Source organism: Iodobacter sp. BJB302, from assembly GCF_002735645.1.
Taxonomy (GTDB): Bacteria; Pseudomonadota; Gammaproteobacteria; order Burkholderiales; family Chitinibacteraceae; genus Iodobacter.
Genome location: NZ_PDZG01000002.1, coordinates 119,868 through 137,651, shown reverse-complemented (window position 1 = coordinate 137,651; position 17,784 = coordinate 119,868). Strand labels below are relative to the sequence as shown.

Annotated in this window: 15 protein-coding genes and 1 tRNA gene; 14 read left to right on the top strand and 2 right to left on the bottom strand. The window is 46.1% G+C overall.

Translation table 11 applies throughout. The annotated features are described in order from the left end of the window. The first annotated feature begins 389 nt into the window (after window positions 1-389). The 10 genes from CSQ88_RS01385 to CSQ88_RS01340 are packed head-to-tail and all read left to right on the top strand — an operon-like array spanning window position 390 to window position 11,448. Window positions 390-2,537 (top strand): peptidase domain-containing ABC transporter, encoded by a 2,148-nt coding sequence (locus CSQ88_RS01385; RefSeq protein WP_099396330.1) that lies wholly within the window; start codon window positions 390-392, stop codon window positions 2,535-2,537. Next, window positions 2,510-3,862 (top strand): HlyD family type I secretion periplasmic adaptor subunit, encoded by a 1,353-nt coding sequence (locus CSQ88_RS01380; protein ID WP_099396329.1) that lies wholly within the window; start codon window positions 2,510-2,512, stop codon window positions 3,860-3,862. The genes CSQ88_RS01385 and CSQ88_RS01380 overlap by 28 nt, the downstream gene beginning before the upstream one ends. A 54-nt stretch (window positions 3,863-3,916) precedes the next feature. Then, window positions 3,917-5,788 (top strand): tetratricopeptide repeat protein, encoded by a 1,872-nt coding sequence (locus CSQ88_RS01375; RefSeq protein WP_099396328.1) that lies wholly within the window; start codon window positions 3,917-3,919, stop codon window positions 5,786-5,788. A 38-nt stretch (window positions 5,789-5,826) separates the two neighbouring features. After that, window positions 5,827-6,321, top strand: coding sequence for a class I SAM-dependent methyltransferase (locus CSQ88_RS01370; protein WP_099396327.1), 495 nt, complete (start codon window positions 5,827-5,829; stop codon window positions 6,319-6,321). Between the two features lie 46 nt (window positions 6,322-6,367). Continuing rightward, window positions 6,368-7,228 carry a class I SAM-dependent methyltransferase gene (locus CSQ88_RS01365; protein WP_099396326.1) on the top strand — a complete coding sequence of 287 codons (861 nt, stop codon included), beginning with the start codon at window positions 6,368-6,370 and terminating at the stop codon, window positions 7,226-7,228. Then, the gene (locus tag CSQ88_RS01360; RefSeq protein WP_143449378.1) at window positions 7,171-8,364 is read left to right on the top strand and encodes a hypothetical protein; all 1,194 of its coding nucleotides are present in this window, start codon (window positions 7,171-7,173) and stop codon (window positions 8,362-8,364) included. The genes CSQ88_RS01365 and CSQ88_RS01360 overlap by 58 nt, the downstream gene beginning before the upstream one ends. Further along, window positions 8,364-8,852: an FdtA/QdtA family cupin domain-containing protein gene (locus tag CSQ88_RS01355; protein ID WP_218962970.1), complete on the top strand. Its 489-nt coding sequence runs from the start codon at window positions 8,364-8,366 to the stop codon at window positions 8,850-8,852. The genes CSQ88_RS01360 and CSQ88_RS01355 overlap by 1 nt, the downstream gene beginning before the upstream one ends. Next, window positions 8,849-9,565, top strand: a complete 717-nt coding sequence (locus CSQ88_RS01350; RefSeq protein ID WP_099396324.1) for a DapH/DapD/GlmU-related protein — start codon at window positions 8,849-8,851, stop codon at window positions 9,563-9,565. The genes CSQ88_RS01355 and CSQ88_RS01350 overlap by 4 nt, the downstream gene beginning before the upstream one ends. Continuing rightward, a complete protein-coding gene (locus CSQ88_RS01345) occupies window positions 9,565-10,665 on the top strand; it encodes a DegT/DnrJ/EryC1/StrS aminotransferase family protein (RefSeq protein ID WP_099396323.1) in 1,101 nt (366 codons plus the stop codon). The genes CSQ88_RS01350 and CSQ88_RS01345 overlap by 1 nt, the downstream gene beginning before the upstream one ends. A gap of 33 nt (window positions 10,666-10,698) precedes the next feature. Continuing rightward, window positions 10,699-11,448: a DUF5672 family protein gene (locus CSQ88_RS01340; RefSeq protein WP_099396322.1), complete on the top strand. Its 750-nt coding sequence runs from the start codon at window positions 10,699-10,701 to the stop codon at window positions 11,446-11,448. Here CSQ88_RS01340 and CSQ88_RS01335 read toward each other — a convergent pair whose 3' ends face one another. Next, window positions 11,449-12,219: an NUDIX hydrolase family protein gene (locus tag CSQ88_RS01335; protein WP_099396321.1), complete on the bottom strand. Its 771-nt coding sequence runs from the start codon at window positions 12,217-12,219 to the stop codon at window positions 11,449-11,451. 3 nt (window positions 12,220-12,222) lie between these two features. Then, window positions 12,223-12,945 (bottom strand): phosphonate metabolism transcriptional regulator PhnF, encoded by a 723-nt coding sequence (gene phnF / locus CSQ88_RS01330; protein WP_099396320.1) that lies wholly within the window; start codon window positions 12,943-12,945, stop codon window positions 12,223-12,225. 163 nt (window positions 12,946-13,108) lie between these two features. On the opposite strand from phnF, the gene CSQ88_RS01325 reads away from it, so the two are divergent. The 4 genes from CSQ88_RS01325 (at window position 13,109) to CSQ88_RS01310 (ending at window position 17,703) form a co-directional block, all read left to right on the top strand. After that, window positions 13,109-14,626 carry a fumarate hydratase gene (locus CSQ88_RS01325; protein ID WP_099396319.1) on the top strand — a complete coding sequence of 506 codons (1,518 nt, stop codon included), beginning with the start codon at window positions 13,109-13,111 and terminating at the stop codon, window positions 14,624-14,626. Window positions 14,627-15,211: 585 nt separating this feature from the next. Further along, window positions 15,212-15,302 (top strand) — tRNA-Ser (locus tag CSQ88_RS01320). A gap of 230 nt (window positions 15,303-15,532) precedes the next feature. Further along, a complete protein-coding gene (locus CSQ88_RS01315) occupies window positions 15,533-16,027 on the top strand; it encodes a DUF2165 family protein (RefSeq protein ID WP_099396343.1) in 495 nt (164 codons plus the stop codon). Window positions 16,028-16,407: 380 nt separating this feature from the next. Then, window positions 16,408-17,703 (top strand): hypothetical protein, encoded by a 1,296-nt coding sequence (locus CSQ88_RS01310; RefSeq protein ID WP_099396318.1) that lies wholly within the window; start codon window positions 16,408-16,410, stop codon window positions 17,701-17,703. Window positions 17,704-17,784 lie beyond the last annotated feature (81 nt).

The following is a 17,784-nucleotide window of genomic DNA, read 5'->3' as shown; positions in this document are numbered from 1 at the left end:
GGCAAAGCAAACGGGTAGGGCGAAATAGCCTTACCCGTTTTTTTGCCCGCTCTTTTACAAATGGCTCGCTGATCTGGCATTGCTCACTAGCTTGGTTAAGCAGTATGTGCGCTGAATCAGTGAAAAAATTCGGCCCCAGTTATTTAAGCCGCGCACAGAATGATCAGAATCATTTATATCCATGCTGTGCGCAAAGGATCTGGCACTGTGGGATTTCCTGTCAGCAGTCGCTTATTTAATCAATGGCTCTCTGATGTGTTGTTAAATATTTAATCCATTCAAAAATTAATCGCGTATTACATCTGCTGCGTTATACTCAATAAAAATAGTTAAATGATAAAAATCATTGTTTATTTTATCCCCTCTTTATATAAAGACTATTTTTTATAATGTCGGATAAACCACTGCATACTGTTATTCAGTGCCTGGCTGCGATTGCCCAGCACCATGGTTTACAGATCAATCCGGAGCGCCTGATTGATGAATATGCTTTGGGAAATGAAGAGCCGGCTAATTCCGTACTTCTGCGTATTGCCAATGATATTGGCTTAAAAGCCAGGAGTGATAAGCTGACCTGGGCGGGCTTAATTGCTCAGGTTGGGGTTTTTCCTCTGATTGCGCGCACCAGCTTTGATCATGCTGTGATCGTGGTGGGCGTTCGCCCCGATGGTGAAGGGGGGAATAAAATTGCACTGATTGATCCTGCCGCCAGCCAGTCTGAAGTATTGCTGGAGGATCAGGCTACCTTTTGCAGCCGCTGGGCTGGCGAGGTGTTTTTTGCCAAGCGCGAGCATAAGCTGGCAGACCCGAATCAGCCCTTTGGATTAACCTGGTTTCTGCCGGAAATTGCCAAGCAAAAAAGCGCTTTTCGCGATATTTTTATTGCCGCCGTGGTAATGCAATTATTATCCCTGGCTTCTCCTGTTTTTTTTCAGCTTGTTATTGATAAAGTATTAACTCACCAAAGTGTTTCTACCCTTTGGGTGCTTGCTGCCGGAATTGTACTGGCGCTGTTATTTGATACGACTTTTGGTTTTTTACGTCAGATTCTCACCCTGGCCGCCACCAATAAAATTGATATGCGCCTTACCCGGCGGGTGTTCGGGCACTTACTCTCTTTGCCGATTGATTATTTTGAGAGTAATTCGGCGGGTGTGGTTTCCCGGCATATGCAGCAATTAGAAAAAATTCGTAGTTTTCTGACCGGCAGATTGTTTTTTACCGGCCTTGATTTAATTTCACTGCTTATTTTTCTGCCTGTTTTATTTTCTTATTCAAGCAAACTATCCATGATTGTGCTGTTATTTACCGCCATGATTGCCAGCATTGTTGCGGCGATGGTGCCTACTTATCAGCGGCGTTTAAATAATCTTTATTCGGCCGAAGGCCAGCGCCAAGCCATGATGGTGGAAACCATACATGGTATGCGCACAGTAAAAGCCCTGGCGATAGAGCCCAAGCAGCGCCGCACATGGGATCAGCTATCGGCAGAAGCCATTACCCTGCATTTTAAAGTGGGGCAAATATCGATTATTGGTAATGCAATTACAGATTTTTTAGGCAAATTACTGCCTGTGGTGGTGATTGTGATCGGCGCACAGGATGTGTTTGATCAAACCTTAACGGTGGGGGCGCTGATTGCATTTCAAATGATGTCCAGCCGTGTTGTTCAGCCCCTGATTGCCATTGTGGGACTTGTGAATGAATACCAGGAAACCGCTTTATCAGTAAGGATGATGGGGGAAGTTATGAATCGCCCGCCCGAAGGCCGGGTTGGCGCGGGTGGCTTGCGGCCACAATTAGTTGGTGAAATTGTGTTTGATGAAGTGAGCTTTCGCTACCCCGGTGCAACCGCTACTGCACTCAATAGCGCCAGCTTTACGATTCCTTCTGGTGCGGTGGTGGGCATTGTCGGGCGCAGCGGCTCTGGCAAAACCACCGTCACCAAGCTCATCCAGGGGCTTTATGCCTTGCAGGGGGGGATTATCCGTTTTGATGGTATGGATGCGCGTGAAATAGAGCTGTCTCATTTAAGGCGGCAGATTGGTGTGGTTTTGCAGGAAAACTTTCTGTTTCGCGGCACTGTGCGGCAAAACCTGGTGGTGACCAAACCCGATGCCTCGCTTGAAGAAATTGTTGCCGCAGCAGAGGCCGCAGGGGCCGATGAATTTATCGAGCGTATGCCGCAGGGCTACGACACCATGCTGGAAGAAAACGCCTCTAATTTATCCGGCGGGCAAAAGCAGCGTTTATCCATTGCCCGCTCGCTGCTGGCCAAGCCGCGTATTTTGATTCTGGATGAAGCGGCCAGCGCATTAGACCCGGAAAGTGAGGCTATTTTTATCCGCAATTTATCCAAGATCGCTGTGGGCCGTACGGTGATTATGATTTCCCACCGTCTGTCCACGCTGGTGAATGCGCACACTATACTGGTGATGCAGCAGGGCCAGCTGATGGATAGCGGCCGCCACGAAGAACTCTTAACCCGCTGTGAGACATACCAACATCTATGGCATCAGCAAACAAGCCACCTGTAGAGAAAAAAGGCAAGAAGGAATCGGCCGCGGTCGATTTTCTGCCTGATGCCGATGAAATCGAGCAGCGGCAGCTGCCGTTTTATGTGCGCAGCACCATGCTGGTTTTATTGATTACCTTTATCAGCTTTTTGCTCTGGGCGAATTTTTCTGAAGTAGAGCAAGTGGTGGTGGCACAGGGGCGCTTGGTGAATCCCTCGCCTAATATTGTGGTTCAGCCCTTTGAAACATCGATTATTCAGCGCATTGAAGTGCGCGTAGGGCAGGTGGTGCGTAAGGGCCAGCTTTTAGCCACGCTCGATCCCACTTTTGCACAAGCTGATGATGCTCAGCTGCGGGCGCGCTTACAAAGCCTGGAAACACAGATTGCCAGCTTGCAGGCCGAGCTGACGGGCAAATCCAAAAGCAACACCAGCACCGATGCTGATACTGTTTTGCAGTCTCAGATTCTGAATGAGCGGCAAGCAAACTTCAGGGCGCAATCGGCCAAAATTGAGCAAAACCTAGCCCGGCTGGGGGCTTCGCTGCAGTCTAACCGGCATGATTTTCAGGTTTTATCCAAACGGCTGAAATCAATGGTAGAAATCGAAGCCATGCAGGAAAAAGCTGCCGCACAGCAATACGATTCAAAGCTGCGCTTGCTTGAAGTCCGGGACCGGCGCTTAGAAATCGAACGGGATTTAGGCCTGGTGCAAAATAAAGAGCTGGAGTTGCTTAAAGAGCAGGGTGCTTTGCAGGCTGAAAAAATGGCTTTTGCCAATGGCTGGCGGCAAAAAGTAATGGAAGACATGCTGGCCGCCACGCGTGAGCGCGATACCCTGAATGAGCAATTACAAAAATCAGATCGCAGGCGGCAAATGGTTTCGCTGGTTTCTCCTGTGGATGCCGTAGTGCTTGATATTGCCAAGCTGTCTCAGGGCTCTGTTTTAAAAGAAGCAGAGCAGATGTTTACTCTGGTCCCTTTGGGGGCGGTGCTGGAAGTTGAAGCCAAAATTGATTCGCTGGATATTGGCTATATTAAAGAAGGTGATCCGGTGCATATGAAACTGGATGCTTTTCCTTTTCAAAAGCACGGCATGTTAGAGGGAAAGGTACGCACCATTAGCGAAGATTCTTTTCGCAATGAAACGGCCCCGCGTGGCGCAGATGCTTTTTATATCAGCCATATTAATTTAGGGCCAAATAAGCTAAAAATGATGACAGGCAAATCACGCTTATTACCCGGCATGACGCTGTCTGCTGAAATTGTTGTGGGTAAACGCTCGGTGATTTCTTATTTAATCTGGCCGCTGACCAAGGCAATGGGCGAGGCAATCAGAGAGCCTTAATCATCAGCCTTGCGTTTTATTTATTCGTATTCATTTGCTAAAAAGAGCATAACAATGCCTGCTGCTGACAAACTGATCCAAGCCATTGAATTACAAAATAAGGGAGAGATTGCTGCTGCAGGTAAGGTTTTTATTGAGATTCTGGATGAAGATCCAAACAATGCCGCTGCACTTTATTCCTTAGGGCTTATTGCGCTTAATTCGGGTGATTCTTCTCTGGCATTGCAGCTTTGCGAGCGTGGAGTGAGTGCAGCGCCGCAATTTGCACCCTTAAGATATTTACACGGCTCTATCCTGCAGGGCATGGGGGACAGGGAAGGGGCGCTTAAAAGCTTTGATCTGGCTTTGGAAATTCAGCCCGATGATGTCAGCGTACTACTTAATAGCGGCGTATTGCTCAGAAGCATGTACCGGCATTTGGAAGCACTGGAAAGATTTCAGCGGATATTAAGAATCAACCCGGATCATGTGGCTGCGCTTGGCAATAGCGGTATTTTACTGACTGAATTTAAGCAAAGCGAGCAAGCCATTGCGATATTTCAACGCCTGATACAAATTGACCCCTCCTACAATTATGGCTTAGGGCTGTTATTTTACGAGCGCATGCATATTTGCGACTGGGCAGATTTTAATTTGCTCACGCAACAGATTGTCGATGGTATCCGTAAAGGCGAGCGTACGTGTAAATCACTGGCCTTTATGTCGGCCTCTGATAATGCGGCAGATCATTTACTGGCTGCTAAAATATTTGCCGATCAGTATTGCCCTAAAAATGCCAAATCCCTCTGGCAAGGGGAACGATACCGGCATAAAAAAATAAAATTAGTTTATTTATCCCCTGATTTACGCGAGCACCCGGTGGGCCATTTAATGGCAGGCGTGTTTGAACATCATGATAAATCGCGTTTTGAAACAATAGCGATTTCACTGGGGATTGATGATCAGAGCCGCTTACGCGCACGAATGATTAAAGCTTTTGATCAGTTTATTGATGTGCGGGAAATGGGATCGGAGCAGGTTGCCCAAATGCTGCGCGATATGGAAGCCGATATTATTGTGGATTTAGGCGGGTATACCTCGGATACCCGCACCGATATTCTGGCCTTCAGGCCGGCCCCTGTTCAGGTGAATTACCTTGGCTATCCCGGCACAATGGGCGCTGATTATATTGATTATATTATTGCCGACCGGTTTATTATTCCGCCGGAGCAGCAACAGTATTACACCGAAAAAGTGGTGTATTTACCCGATACCTATTTACCAACCGACAGCAGCGTTCAAATTGCCGATCGCACCCCCACACGCAGCGAATGTGGCTTGCCCGACAGCGGCATTGTGTTTTGCTCCTTTAGCCATGATTACAAAATCTCACCTGCTGTATTTGATGTTTGGATGCGGCTGCTTACAAAAGTGCCGGGCAGCGTGCTGTGGCTGATGTCACGCGGGGAGGCATCCCAGCGTAATTTGCGCAAAGAGGCCGGTGCAAGAGGCGTTGACCCTGACCGGCTGGTATTCGCCAGCCGGGTGCCGCTGGTGGAAGACCATCTGGCACGCTATCGCCAGGCCGATATTTTCTTAGATACCCATCCCTACAATGCCCATACCACTGCCGCCGATGCCCTGATGGCCGGCTTGCCCGTAGTCACTTATATGGGGAATTCCTTTCCCTCTAGGGTGGCCGGCAGCCTGCTGAATGCGATTGGCCTGCCAGAATTGATTACCCATTCATTAGCGGAATACGAGGCAAAAATTCTGGCGCTGGCTTTGGATACCAGGCAATTACATGCCCTGAAACAGAAATTAAAAGAGCACAAGGCAAGCTTTGCCCTGTTTGATACTGAAGGGCTTTGTAAACACTTAGAAAACAACTATATCGCTATGTGGCGGGCTCAGCAGCTGGGTGAATTTAAAGATGAATTAAGCTGATGAGTACTATAGTGAAAGCATAAACAAAAGGGGATGGTATGACACGAAGCTTGGATATTGGTTGCGGGCCCAGCCCCAAAAACCCATTTAATGCCGATGAAGTATTTGGCATTGATGTCAGGGAAGATTTGGATGCAAATATCAAATGTGCTGATTTAGTGCTTGACCCTATTCCTTTTGAAGACAGGTATTTTGATTTTGTCACTGCTCACGATTTTTTAGAGCATGTTCCCCGTGTGATTTATGTGCCCAATCGCAGAAATGCGTTTGTTGAAGTCATGAATGAAGTTTATCGGGTATTAAAAGTGGGCGGGCAATTCTTGTCTTTTACGCCCGCTTACCCTCACCCTGAAGCGTTTCGCGATCCAACTCACGTTAATATTATTACCGATCAAACTTTCCAGGCTTATTTTGATAATGTAAATCGCTGGGCTGCCGCCTATGGGTTTAACGGTGCATTTGAAATTAAATTGCAAGAGTGGCGCGGCCCGCATTTGCTTACGGTGATGCAAAAAGTAAAAATTCCAGAATAATTAAATCGCTGCATTTTGAATTGATGATGAGATAAAGGCTGCTGCTATGTCGATGAATGAGATCCATGAAAAGCATTGGGCTGAATTTATGACCGATGCGCATCACCGTACCTTATACGATTCATGGTGGACATCAAGCAGCGTGGGCTATTGGCGGCAAACCCGTTTATATGCGGCGGTATTTGAAGTATTAGGCGGCTTAAAAGATTTTTCATGGCTTACCGTGGGCGATGGTGCAGGCTACGATGCATGGCGTTTATTGCAGGCAGGCTATCGCGAAGTATTAGCAACTGATTTGGATGACGCTGTACTTGCAGAAACCAAAGCTGCCGGTTTTATTCAGAATATATCCATTGAAAATGCAGAATCACTCAGTTTTGCCGATAATTCATTTGATTTTATTTTATGCAAAGAAGCATTGCATCATATGAGCAGGCCCTATGCGGCAATTTATGAAATGTTTCGCGTAGCGCGCTACGGCGTGGTGGTCATCGAGCCACAAGACCCATGGGTAGATTACCCCTGCCGCGTGGATCAGAGCCAGCCTCATTATGAATCGGTTGGCAATTATGTTTATCAGTATTCCACCCGTGAATTAGAAAAAATTGCCTATGGTTTAAATATAAGAGGCATTGCCAGTAAAAAAATGATGGATGTCTATACACCGGGCTGCGAATTTGCCATGTGTAATGATGGTGATCCCATATGGGAATCCACCCGCACACGCACCGAGCAATTAACCACGGCCATGCATGCGGGTGAGGTAGTGGCCAGCTATGTGCAGGCGGTATTTTTTAAAAATACAGTGACGCCAGAGCTGTTTGATATGCTGGCTCAGCAAAATCCTGAATGGCGTTTTTTAAGAACAGATACAAACCCATTTCTGAATGGAAAAAACGCCTTTTAACAGATGTGGATAAAGAACACGCTCATCGTGGTTCGGGAGGGCTTATGAATGAAATTTATCAGCTGATTGAAAAGCTGGCTGCAACATCAGGACAATTTGCAAGCCTTTTGCAAGACCCTTTACTGGACTCTCTGCTGTTTAATAAAAAAAATGATTTAATTAAAAAATTAACTGCCACTGATTTTTCAAAGATAAGCACGGTGTATTTAGGTGCTCATCTTGTGCATGCCAGATCAATGAGCGAAAATGTGCATTTTGTACATCTGGCCAGCGATTTTTTACATAAGCCGCCTGCGAGTATCCCCAAAGGCGCAGTGTTTATTTTACTGAATAACGATATAGGCAAAGATTTACCCGCGTACATTGATTTTTATAATAAAAATCCACAGGCCCTTTTTGTAATATGGGATTGGGATTCCCAGCATTGGCTGCAAATGAGTGCTTTGTGTGCCATTCATTGTGATGTTTATATATCAGCATCATCAGAAACCGTTTTTGCTTTATCGCATTTTAACCCCTGCGTAATCGGCCCTGTTTTTGCCTGTGTTCATCAGTGGTCCAGAACCTTTGTGTTAAATAATCTGGAATTATTATTATCTGAAAGAGCCGACGGGCCTTTTGGTATGCATGTGCACTATGAAAAGTATGCCAGGCGTAATCGCGCAATTGCCTCGGTGATGCAGCATTTTCCAGCTGTTGCATTTGCCAATAATGATTTTAAAGGACGTTCTGATTTAGAAAATCTGAAAGAATGGGGGGCATATAAAACGCACTGGATTATGCCTGTCTTAGGGGGAGTCCCTATTCGCGTATATAACGCCCTGCTGACGGGGGGTATTCCTATCTTACCTGCTTTCTATCAAAATATGCCTGAAGTGGCTTATTTAGGCACTTCGCCATTATATTATGATTTAAATGGTCTTGTAGAGCCTCATGAAATTGCAAAATCAGCCATCAATGTATTTAATGAAAGTGGTGAAAACGGTTTAATTCAAAGAGTGCTTGATGGTTTGGCAAGGCATCATGCAGATACACGTTGTAATGATATTTTATTACGTGTGCAGCGTGCTGTAGATGGTATTTTAAGAAATGATTATGCATTTCACGACTCTTATCTGAGTACTTATCATGCCTAGTGCAATTTGTAGTTTTCCAGTTGGTTTTTGCTCAGTTTTTTACTTATGCAGATCTGGTGTTTTTTGAAGCAGAGGTTATTATGCAAATTAAATTTATTCAGCTACAAAAGCATGGGGATGATAGGGGCTCATTGGTTTCGCTCGAAGAGCAAAAGAACATCCCTTTTCCAATTAAGCGTGTTTATTATTTGTTTGGCACAAAAGAAGGCGTTCGCCGCGGGTTTCATGCACACAAGACATTGAAGCAGGTCGCGATTTCATTGAGGGGATCTTGCCGTTTTTTGCTGGATGATGGTAAGGAAAAAATTGAGCTTTTATTAGACAATCCGGCACAAGGCTTATTAATTGAGTCGATGATTTGGCGGGAAATGTATGATTTTAGTGATGACTGTGTTTTATTGGTATTAACCGATGATTATTATGATGAGTCAGACTATATTCGTAGCTATGAAGAATTTACTAATCAAGCCGTGAGTGCCATATCATGATTCATCCTTCTGCAATTATTTCAGAAAAAGCAAAATTAGGGGCTAATGTCACAGTCATGCCTTTTGCTGTGATTGGCGAGTGTGTGATTGGCGATGATAGTGTGATTCATCCCCATGTGGTTATTGCTGATGGGGTAAATATAGGGCGTGCTGTAGAGGTGTTTCCGGGGGCCTTTATTGGCAAAGAGCCTAAGGGGGCAGGGGCTTTGGCACGTATGCCGGAGTTTGATAAAGTGGTCCAAATTGGAGACGAGTGCTCTATTGGCCCCAATTCGGTTATTTTTTATGATGTGATTATTGGCAATAATACTCTGCTGGGTGATGGCGCTTCAATCAGAGAGAAATGCAGTGTGGGCAATTTTTGTATTTTAAGCCGGTATGTGACGGTGAATTACAATACTAAAATTGGCAGCCGCACTAAAATAATGGATTGCAGCCATATCACCGGGAATGCGGTTATTGGTGATGATGTATTTATAAGCCTGCATGTAGGCACAACGAATGATAATGCGGTAAGAGAAGGATATTCATCGCATGTGGTTGGCCCCACAATTGAAGATCATGTGGTCATTGGTGTGGGCGCATCATTATTGCCGGCTATCCGGGTTGGGCAAGGCGCTACCGTAGGCGCTGGTTCGGTTGTGACTAAAGATGTAAAAGAAAAAACATTAGTAGCAGGCGTGCCTGCCCGTTTTGTAAAAACACTTGAATAATGAAAAACCATATTTCTTTTCTGGATTTGAAATCGATTAATGCACTGCATCGTGCTGAATTAATTCAGGCATTTGAGCGTGTGCTGGATTCAGGTCGTTTTATTCTGGGGGAAGAATTAAATCTATTTGAAAAATCTTTCGCCAGCTATTGTGAAACAAAGCATTGCGCCGGGGTGAGTAACGGCCTTGATGCTCTGCATTTAATTTTGCGTGCTTATGGAATTGGAGCGGGTGATGAGGTGATTGTGCCCTCTAATACCTATATTGCCACATGGCTGGCGGTGACTTATGCCGGGGCTGTGCCCGTGCCGGTTGAGCCGCTTGAATCCACTTATAATCTTGACCCAGCTTTAATTGAAGCGGCCATTACGCCGAGAACCAAAGCGATTATCGCCGTGCATCTGTATGGGCAGCCTGCTGATATGGATGCAATTATGGCTATTGCCGGCCAGTACAATTTAAAAGTAATTGAAGACGCGGCCCAGGCGCATGGTGCATTATATAAAGGCAGAAAAGTGGGGGGGCTTGGCCATACTGCAGGGTTTAGTTTTTATCCCGGTAAAAATTTAGGTGCATTGGGCGATGCCGGGGCGATTACCAGCAATGATGATTTGCTGATAGAAAAAGTGCGCATGCTTTTAAATTATGGCTCAAAAGTAAAATATTATAATGAAGAGCAGGGCTTTAATTGCCGCCTCGATGAATTGCAAGCGGCTTTACTTAGTGTAAAGCTGCCTTATTTAGATGCAGAAACTCAGCAGCGTTGCCGGATTGCGCAGCAATATACTGAAGGATTGCAAGGCCTGCCATTGCATTTACCCTTTGTGCCTGATGGGGTGTCACCCGTATGGCATTTATATGTGCTGCGCTCTGCAAAAAGAGATGAATTGCAAAGCAGGCTGGCAGAGCGGGGTATTGCGACTTTGATTCATTACCCGGTTGCACCTCATCAGCAGGGGGCATATAAATCATTTAATCAATTATCCCTGCCTGTAGCAGAAAAAATACATCAGCAGGTGCTAAGCCTGCCCATTAGCCCTGTGATGAGCCATAGCGATGCTGAGCGGGTGATTGCCGCTGTCAGAGCATGTGCCGTGTAGCCTTTAACAGATTAAGCTGATTACAAGGTTTTTATGCCAGAACAAGTTATTGTGCTTATTCCGCTCTATAAGCCAGCGCTTACTGAAATAGAGCGCTATTCTCTGGATGTTTCTTTACAAGCTCTGGCTGGGCGAAAAGCACAATTTATTGCGCCAGAAAGCATTGATCGTGCTTATTATCGGGCCAATTATCCCGAAATCCCTTTTGTGTTTTTTGAAGATCATTATTTTGCAAGTGTTGAAGGCTATAACCGCCTGCTTTTGGCTGATTCTTTTTATCAGCGCTTTGATACTTATGAATTTATATTGATTTTACAAACAGATGCCATTGTTTTACGTGATGATCTGGATGTATGGACCAATAAACCTTTTGACTATATTGGCGCGCCCTGGCCAGATGGTAATGAGTTGTTTGTGAATCTTGGATTGTTTGAAGGCGAGTATGGCAAGGCGATTAAAGTATTTGTGGGTAATGGCGGGTTGAGCTTACGCAGAACCCAAAAATGCATCAGTTTGCTTGAGGAATTCCCCGTAGCGCTCGCGATTTTTCTTGCAGCTGGCTCCAGTGAAGATTTGTTTTTTTCTTATATGGGCGCTTTATCTGCTGATTTTATTATTCCAAATGAAATAACCGCTTCTTTATTTTCTTTGGAATTAAAACCTGCTTATTACTATAAGGTGAATGGGGGCAGGGTGCCGATGGGGGGGCATGCATGGTGGAAATACGATACTGCATTCTGGAAGCCCTTTTTACCACCCTCGGTGCTTTTAAATGATTTTTAATTAAATAAGGTGTTGTTTCAAAAATGCCTGCGTTACCGCCGCCGCATCCAGTGTCATCTTGGGCAGGATTGAGCGGATCTGATCAAAACCAAAGTGCTGAAAGCCTGCCACTTCGCCATCGGTATTTATGGGCACAAAATCTTCGGGCAGCAGTAAATCATAGGTGCAGATGATTTCATCGTGCCAGCCATCGGCCTCTGCCCGCGTGGTACGCAGACTGCCGCTAGTGACGGCCTGGCTGGCTAATTGGGTTGGGATGCCGGCTTCTTCTGCCAGCTCTCTGATTGCACAATCCCATGCTTTTTCTCCTGCGGATATGCCGCCCGCCGCAAGATTGTCCAGCTTATCGGGATCGATGGCTTTGCTGTTGGCACGCTGGGCAATCCACAGCCCGCGGCTGGTATAGCCATTGATATGCACTGCACGGCTGGTCAGGCCAAAGCGGCGAAAGGCGGCGCGTTCCAGCTCGAATAATGGCCGGGCTAAATCCAGCCCCCCGGCCTGATCGCTGGCAAACACTGTGTAGCGCTCATCGCGCCAGCCCTTAATCCACCCAGCATCGTGCATTTGTAATGCGGCTTGCGCCAGCGCACTTTCCAGCGCGCTGGCGCTGATGCTTGGGTCTGCGCAGATCGCATCATCACTGATTTGCACCGCTGCCGCCCCTAGTGCGGCTTGCAAAAAGGGCAGGCTGGCGTCTTCCATCCAGCCCAGTGGCTGATTCAGTGCAATAAACCGGCGTAAGTTTTGTGGGGCAGTGATATCTGACATGGCTTAAAATGTTTCGGCTTCTAAGTAAATTTGTACGGCATCGCCAGTGAAATGCGTAATGCCATATTCAATAATCTGGCTGTCTGCATCACTGTAAACGCTTTCTACACAAAGAAGCGGCTGAAATTTAGTTTGCGATAAAAGTTGTGCCTGGCCGCTTTCAGGCAGGCGTGCACTGATGCGGGATGATTTGCGCTGGCATTGTTCAATACCAAAGGCTTTAAGCGCCAGATTAGTATTGGGCTGACTGGTGTAAAACGTCTCAAAGCCCTTAAAGCGCGGCAGTGGGAAATATTGATGGCATACGCCCACTACGCGCTCATCCACAATATCCAGTGCCTCGATATGTAAAACATGGCTTTCTGCAGCAATAGCCAGATGCTGGCAAATTTCCGGATTGGCGGCTTCGGTTTTCACATTTAATACATGGCTTTGCCCGGCAAGACGTTGTTTTTGTAAGCTATGCGAAAAACGTGTGCGGCGGCCAAGCTGATAATCAATCATTTCTTCTTGTACAAAAGTGCCACGGCCTTGCTCTATTCTGACTAAACCGCGTGCTTCAAGTGCCTGAAGAGCCCGCCGTATGGTATGGCGGTTGACGGCAAATTGAGTGGCCAGCTCGGTTTCATTCGGCATGCGATCCCGCAGCAGCTTGTTGCCGATATCGCGTGCCAGTGAATCTTCAATTTGTCGCCAGAGGGCAACGCCAGAGTGACGATCAAGCATGATTATGGTCTGTAGTGTAAGTGTAATAAAAGCTATTGTAATTGAATTACATTGCAACTAGATGATATTGATCTAAACGTTGAGCTGGCTGTTAGCGCTAATATTTTCTGACCCGCGCATGCGCTACAATTGCGTCATCCTGTAAAACCACTGGGACCAGAAGATGACAACAATCCGTCAGCAAGACGTAATCGATAGCATCAGCGACAGCCTGCAATACATCAGCTACTACCATCCTAAGGATTACATCCAGGCTTTGGGTGTGGCTTATGAAAAAGAAGAATCGCCCGCAGCAAAAGACGCCATCGCGCAAATTCTGACCAATAGCCGGATGTGCGCCGAAGGCCACCGCCCTATTTGCCAGGATACCGGCATCGTCACCTGTTTTGTGCGCGTCGGCATGAATGTGCAGTGGGCCGACGCGACGATGAGCCTGACAGACATGATCAACGAAGGGGTGCGCCGCGCCTATCTGCACCCGGATAACAAGCTGCGTGCGTCTATTCTGCAAGACCCCGCCGGCAAGCGCCAGAACACCAAAGACAATACCCCCGCCGTGATTCATTACGAAGTAGTGGAAGGCAATACGGTAGAAATTGATATCGCAGCCAAAGGCGGCGGCTCCGAGAATAAATCTAAATTTGCCATGCTCAACCCATCCGATTCGATTGTGGATTGGGTGCTTAAAACTGTGCCCCTGATGGGTGCAGGCTGGTGCCCGCCGGGTATGCTGGGCATCGGGATTGGTGGCACGGCAGAAAAAGCCATGGTGATGGCCAAAGAAGCGCTGATGGAAGAAATCGATATCCATGAGCTGATTGAGCGCGGCGCACAAACCCGAAGCGAGGAGCTGCGTATTGAGCTGTACGAAAAAGTTAATGCGCTGGGGATTGGCGCTCAGGGCTTAGGCGGTTTAGCTACGGTGCTGGATGTCAAAATCAAAGACTATCCAACCCACGCCGCCAGCCTGCCGATCGCCATGATCCCCAACTGCGCCGCCACCAGGCATGTGCATTTCACGCTGGATGGCACTGGCCCGGCTGTGTTGGAAACACCAAAGCTGGAAGACTGGCCGGATGTAACCTGGACCCCATCCGCAGCCGCCACCCGTGTTGATCTGAATACAGTAACGCGTGAAGACGTGGCCAGCTGGCAGCCAGGCCAAACCCTGCTGTTAAACGGCAAAATGCTTACCGGCCGCGATGCCGCGCATAAGCGCATGGTGGATATGCTCAATCGTGGCGAAAAATTGCCGGTTGATTTTACTGGCCGCTTTATCTACTACGTTGGCCCGGTAGACCCGGTGCGAGATGAAATCGTCGGCCCTGCAGGCCCGACCACCGCCACGCGCATGGATAAGTTTACCGAACAAGTGCTGGCTGAGACTGGCCTTCTGGGTATGATCGGTAAGGCAGAGCGTGGCCCGGCTGGGCTCGATGCGATCAAAAAGCACAAGTCTGTTTATTTAATGGCCGTAGGCGGTGCTGCCTATCTGGTCTCCAAAGCCATTAAAGCCAGCCGCGTGGTCGGCTTTGCAGATCTGGGTATGGAAGCCATTTACGAGTTCGATGTGGTGGATATGCCGGTCACCGTAGCCGTTGATTCGCAAGGTATCTCGGTACACGCCACTGCGCCAAAAATCTGGCAGGCTAAGATCGGTAAAATCCCGGTTGTGGGTTAAAGCAGATCTCAGGCAGTAAGTACTGACAAAACCCACCTTGCGTGGGTTTTGTTTTGTCTGAGAAGTAAAAACCATCTTATCCAGCTTGAGTCGCGTGTATTTGTTGGGCGGCGATAAGCCGATCCTCTGCTGCAAATCCTTAGGTCGGCAGGTTAGGGGCGCAGCCCACCAACCAGATGGTATTTCATAGTAGCGTGTAGCCGGGCAGGATTAACAGGATGTATATCTTGCACTGCAAAGGGTTGAGCACAGGCAAACACGCACCTCCTAAGCAAGCTTTGCCTGTTATTTTAAGCGGATAGGGTGCAGATAAAGTTTCCCATGATTTATTTGCAGCGATTGATTAGCGCCAAATATGCCATTTGAATTGTTTTTGGTGTATTGATGCAGGTAAATCTCTTTTACATTTGCTTGTTTTTTTAAATGGGTAAATTATAGCTAATTGCCTGATATATATAATGAATATCCATTTTTATTAAGTAAAACGGGTCTGGAGCGCAGAAAGATTGTAAAGAAAATGAAAAATAATCGCAGAAAGGGCTTGCGCACTCCCGCTAACTTGATTATTATTCGGCCTCTTCTCGCGGAGAGATGGATGAGTGGCTTAAGTCGCACGCCTGGAAAGCGTGTATAGGTTAATAGCCTATCGGGGGTTCGAATCCCCCTCTCTCCGCCAAGAAGCCCAATGAAACCCTGACTTGTCAGGGTTTTTTTGTGTCTGCTATTTCTTGATCTCTTTTTGAAATTCGCAGTATCACTGTGCCCCGGCGCTTGCCAGATTGGATTCTTTCTTATTAATTACAAAATATTTCTATAGCCTGTGTTTTTTATCTCTAGTGAAGGTAAACTAAGGGAGGCTTGATTTTATTCAAAGTGCCTTCTTATCGTTTAATTCCCGGGGATTTAATGTATACCAGACTCTCTAAAATTGCCCTTGTTTGGGCGGTAGCATTTTTTGTTTCTTTAGTGGCAGTTAATAATCTGATGGATTATGAATCCAATTATCGATTTGTGAACCATGTCTTAAAAATGGATACCACGTTTCCTGATAATGCGGTGATGTGGCGGTCTATTGGCTCGCCATTCATTCATCATGCGGCATATCATTTTTTAATTGGTTTTGAGCTGTTAATTGCTGCTTTGTGCTGGCTGGGTGGCTATAGATTATTGAAGGCAATAAAAGATGCTTCAGCATTTAATCAGGCTAAGGGTATTGCCATTTCAGGGCTTACGCTGGGGATTATCTTGTGGTTTACAGGATTTATTACTATTGGTGGGGAGTGGTTTTTAATGTGGCAATCCACGATTTGGAATGGGCAGGAAGCCGCTTTTCGTGTGGTAGTGATTATTGGCTTTACGCTTTTATATCTGGTTAAAGCAGATGAGAACCAGCAAGCCTGAGGTGTTGCTCTTTTTAAATCCATGGAAATTTCGGTAGTTTTATTTATTTTTTTGTAAGTTATTGGAAGGGTTTTAGTGGTTTAGCTAACATGGATGGGTGGCTCAGTCACAACAAAGTGGGTGCCGCTTCGATGAGAGGGAGCGAGATGGCCACTATATAACTGGCAGTGGGTGGGGCAGTGTTTAAACTTTATAGGCCAGTTTGTAGCGGGAGATCGCTGTAGACTGGCTTTTGTCTTTATTATCTATGCATATTTTGATGTAAAGCATGGATGATTAGTTCATCAGCATATGCTTACAAAACATTATTTGAGATAATTCAAGCCTTACACATAATTATCCTGATGAACGGTTAAAATGAAAAAACTCCTTATAGTGCAATGGCTCTTGCCGTTTCTGCTGCGCTTGTATTGGTGGCTTGTGGTGGCAGTGGCGATGATGCAAGCAGCACAACTTCGACGCCTGTTGTGTCGGTTGACCCGGCAAAAGAAACCTTAGGCCAATGTATTGCTTCTTTGCCGGCGGATTTAAAAGCGAGTGATACCAGTGAAAGCGATTTGGCTGTATTTACTTGGGATAGCCGAACAAAAGTAGATTATTCTGGAAAGGGTAATTTCAAGGAGTACTGGGCGGGTGGCAGTTTTAAACATGATTATGAAGTAAGTACTAAGTTGGTCAATATTGAGGGTGAATCGGTTTTACAAACTTCCAGTGAATACGTTATTAATGAAGATTTAACGGATACGCATTCGAAAAATAAATATCCTTTTACGATTTCTTCGCAGGAATATCGTTCACCAGATGGTAAAAAAATGCTTGGTTGGTCCCAAATAGGGACTGAGCAAAATGGTAAAGAAAATTTCTGGCAGAAACGACGTGTGGCTGCGAATGCAACGACTGAGTTTTCTATTAATGATCTGGTCAAAGATCAGCCTAAGAATATTGAATACACACGAAAAGTAACGATTAGTTGGTTAAATGGTACGGGCACCGATAGCATTAAATCAGAGTGTCGGTTCTTAGGCCGTGAAAAAATTGAAACTAAATTGGGCGTATTGGAAGCTTGTGTTAGCCAGGAAAAAACAAATGTAGTTTATAAAGACGACAAAGACAGTTCTGTTTCAAGCTGGACAGAAAAACGCTGGCATATTCCCAAGCTGGGTTATGTGAAGCGTGAAACGATTGACCAATCTTTTGATCCAATTAGCAAGGCGCTGACTTTTGAAGAAAAGCGGACTTACGATATCGTTGGTGCGCGTAAAAGTGGTAAACGCTATGGCAGCTACGATATGTGGACTGGGGTATTAACTGGGCAGCAAAGTAATGCAGTGCCTGAGTTTAGCAGGTGCAATTATAGTGTGGCGGGTTCAACAACAGGCTTTCTTTGGTTGTTTAAGCCAGAAGCCAATGGTAAAGGTACTTACCGGGTTTGGGATGGCAGCAAGATTGCCGATATCGCAGTTAATTACCCGGGGAAAATTGCGCTGAATAACTTTAAGTCAGAGCAATTTAATAATGATAGTGGCACGGGTTTGATTACCTGGTCACAGGATCTTAACCTGGATATAAGCAGCAAATTATTATCAGGCAATTATACCCGTACAGAAAAGCGTAATGGCCCTGCGGCGTGTGAAGGTGTTTATCCTTATAGTGCCAAAGGTACAAAAGTATTTTAATGGTTTGATTGTTTGAAGAGGAAACGCGATGTGGCTTTGGCTGCATCGTGTTTTTTATTGCAAATAAAACTTACTCAATGA

Bases quoted from the DNA above. Each gene is read 5' to 3' on its own strand.
- CSQ88_RS01385 (WP_099396330.1), top strand. From the start codon at position 390: ATGTCGGATAAACCACTGCATACTGTTATTCAGTGCCTGGCTGCGATT.
- CSQ88_RS01380 (WP_099396329.1), top strand. From the start codon at position 2,510: ATGGCATCAGCAAACAAGCCACCTGTAGAGAAAAAAGGCAAGAAGGAA.
- CSQ88_RS01375 (WP_099396328.1), top strand. From the start codon at position 3,917: ATGCCTGCTGCTGACAAACTGATCCAAGCCATTGAATTACAAAATAAG.
- CSQ88_RS01370 (WP_099396327.1), top strand. From the start codon at position 5,827: ATGACACGAAGCTTGGATATTGGTTGCGGGCCCAGCCCCAAAAACCCA.
- CSQ88_RS01365 (WP_099396326.1), top strand. From the start codon at position 6,368: ATGTCGATGAATGAGATCCATGAAAAGCATTGGGCTGAATTTATGACC.
- CSQ88_RS01360 (WP_143449378.1), top strand. From the start codon at position 7,171: ATGGCGTTTTTTAAGAACAGATACAAACCCATTTCTGAATGGAAAAAA.
- CSQ88_RS01350 (WP_099396324.1), top strand. From the start codon at position 8,849: ATGATTCATCCTTCTGCAATTATTTCAGAAAAAGCAAAATTAGGGGCT.
- CSQ88_RS01345 (WP_099396323.1), top strand. From the start codon at position 9,565: ATGAAAAACCATATTTCTTTTCTGGATTTGAAATCGATTAATGCACTG.
- CSQ88_RS01340 (WP_099396322.1), top strand. From the start codon at position 10,699: ATGCCAGAACAAGTTATTGTGCTTATTCCGCTCTATAAGCCAGCGCTT.
- CSQ88_RS01335 (WP_099396321.1), bottom strand. From the start codon at position 12,219: ATGTCAGATATCACTGCCCCACAAAACTTACGCCGGTTTATTGCACTG.
- phnF (WP_099396320.1), bottom strand. From the start codon at position 12,945: ATGCTTGATCGTCACTCTGGCGTTGCCCTCTGGCGACAAATTGAAGAT.
- CSQ88_RS01325 (WP_099396319.1), top strand. From the start codon at position 13,109: ATGACAACAATCCGTCAGCAAGACGTAATCGATAGCATCAGCGACAGC.
- CSQ88_RS01315 (WP_099396343.1), top strand. From the start codon at position 15,533: ATGTATACCAGACTCTCTAAAATTGCCCTTGTTTGGGCGGTAGCATTT.
- CSQ88_RS01310 (WP_099396318.1), top strand. From the start codon at position 16,408: ATGGCTCTTGCCGTTTCTGCTGCGCTTGTATTGGTGGCTTGTGGTGGC.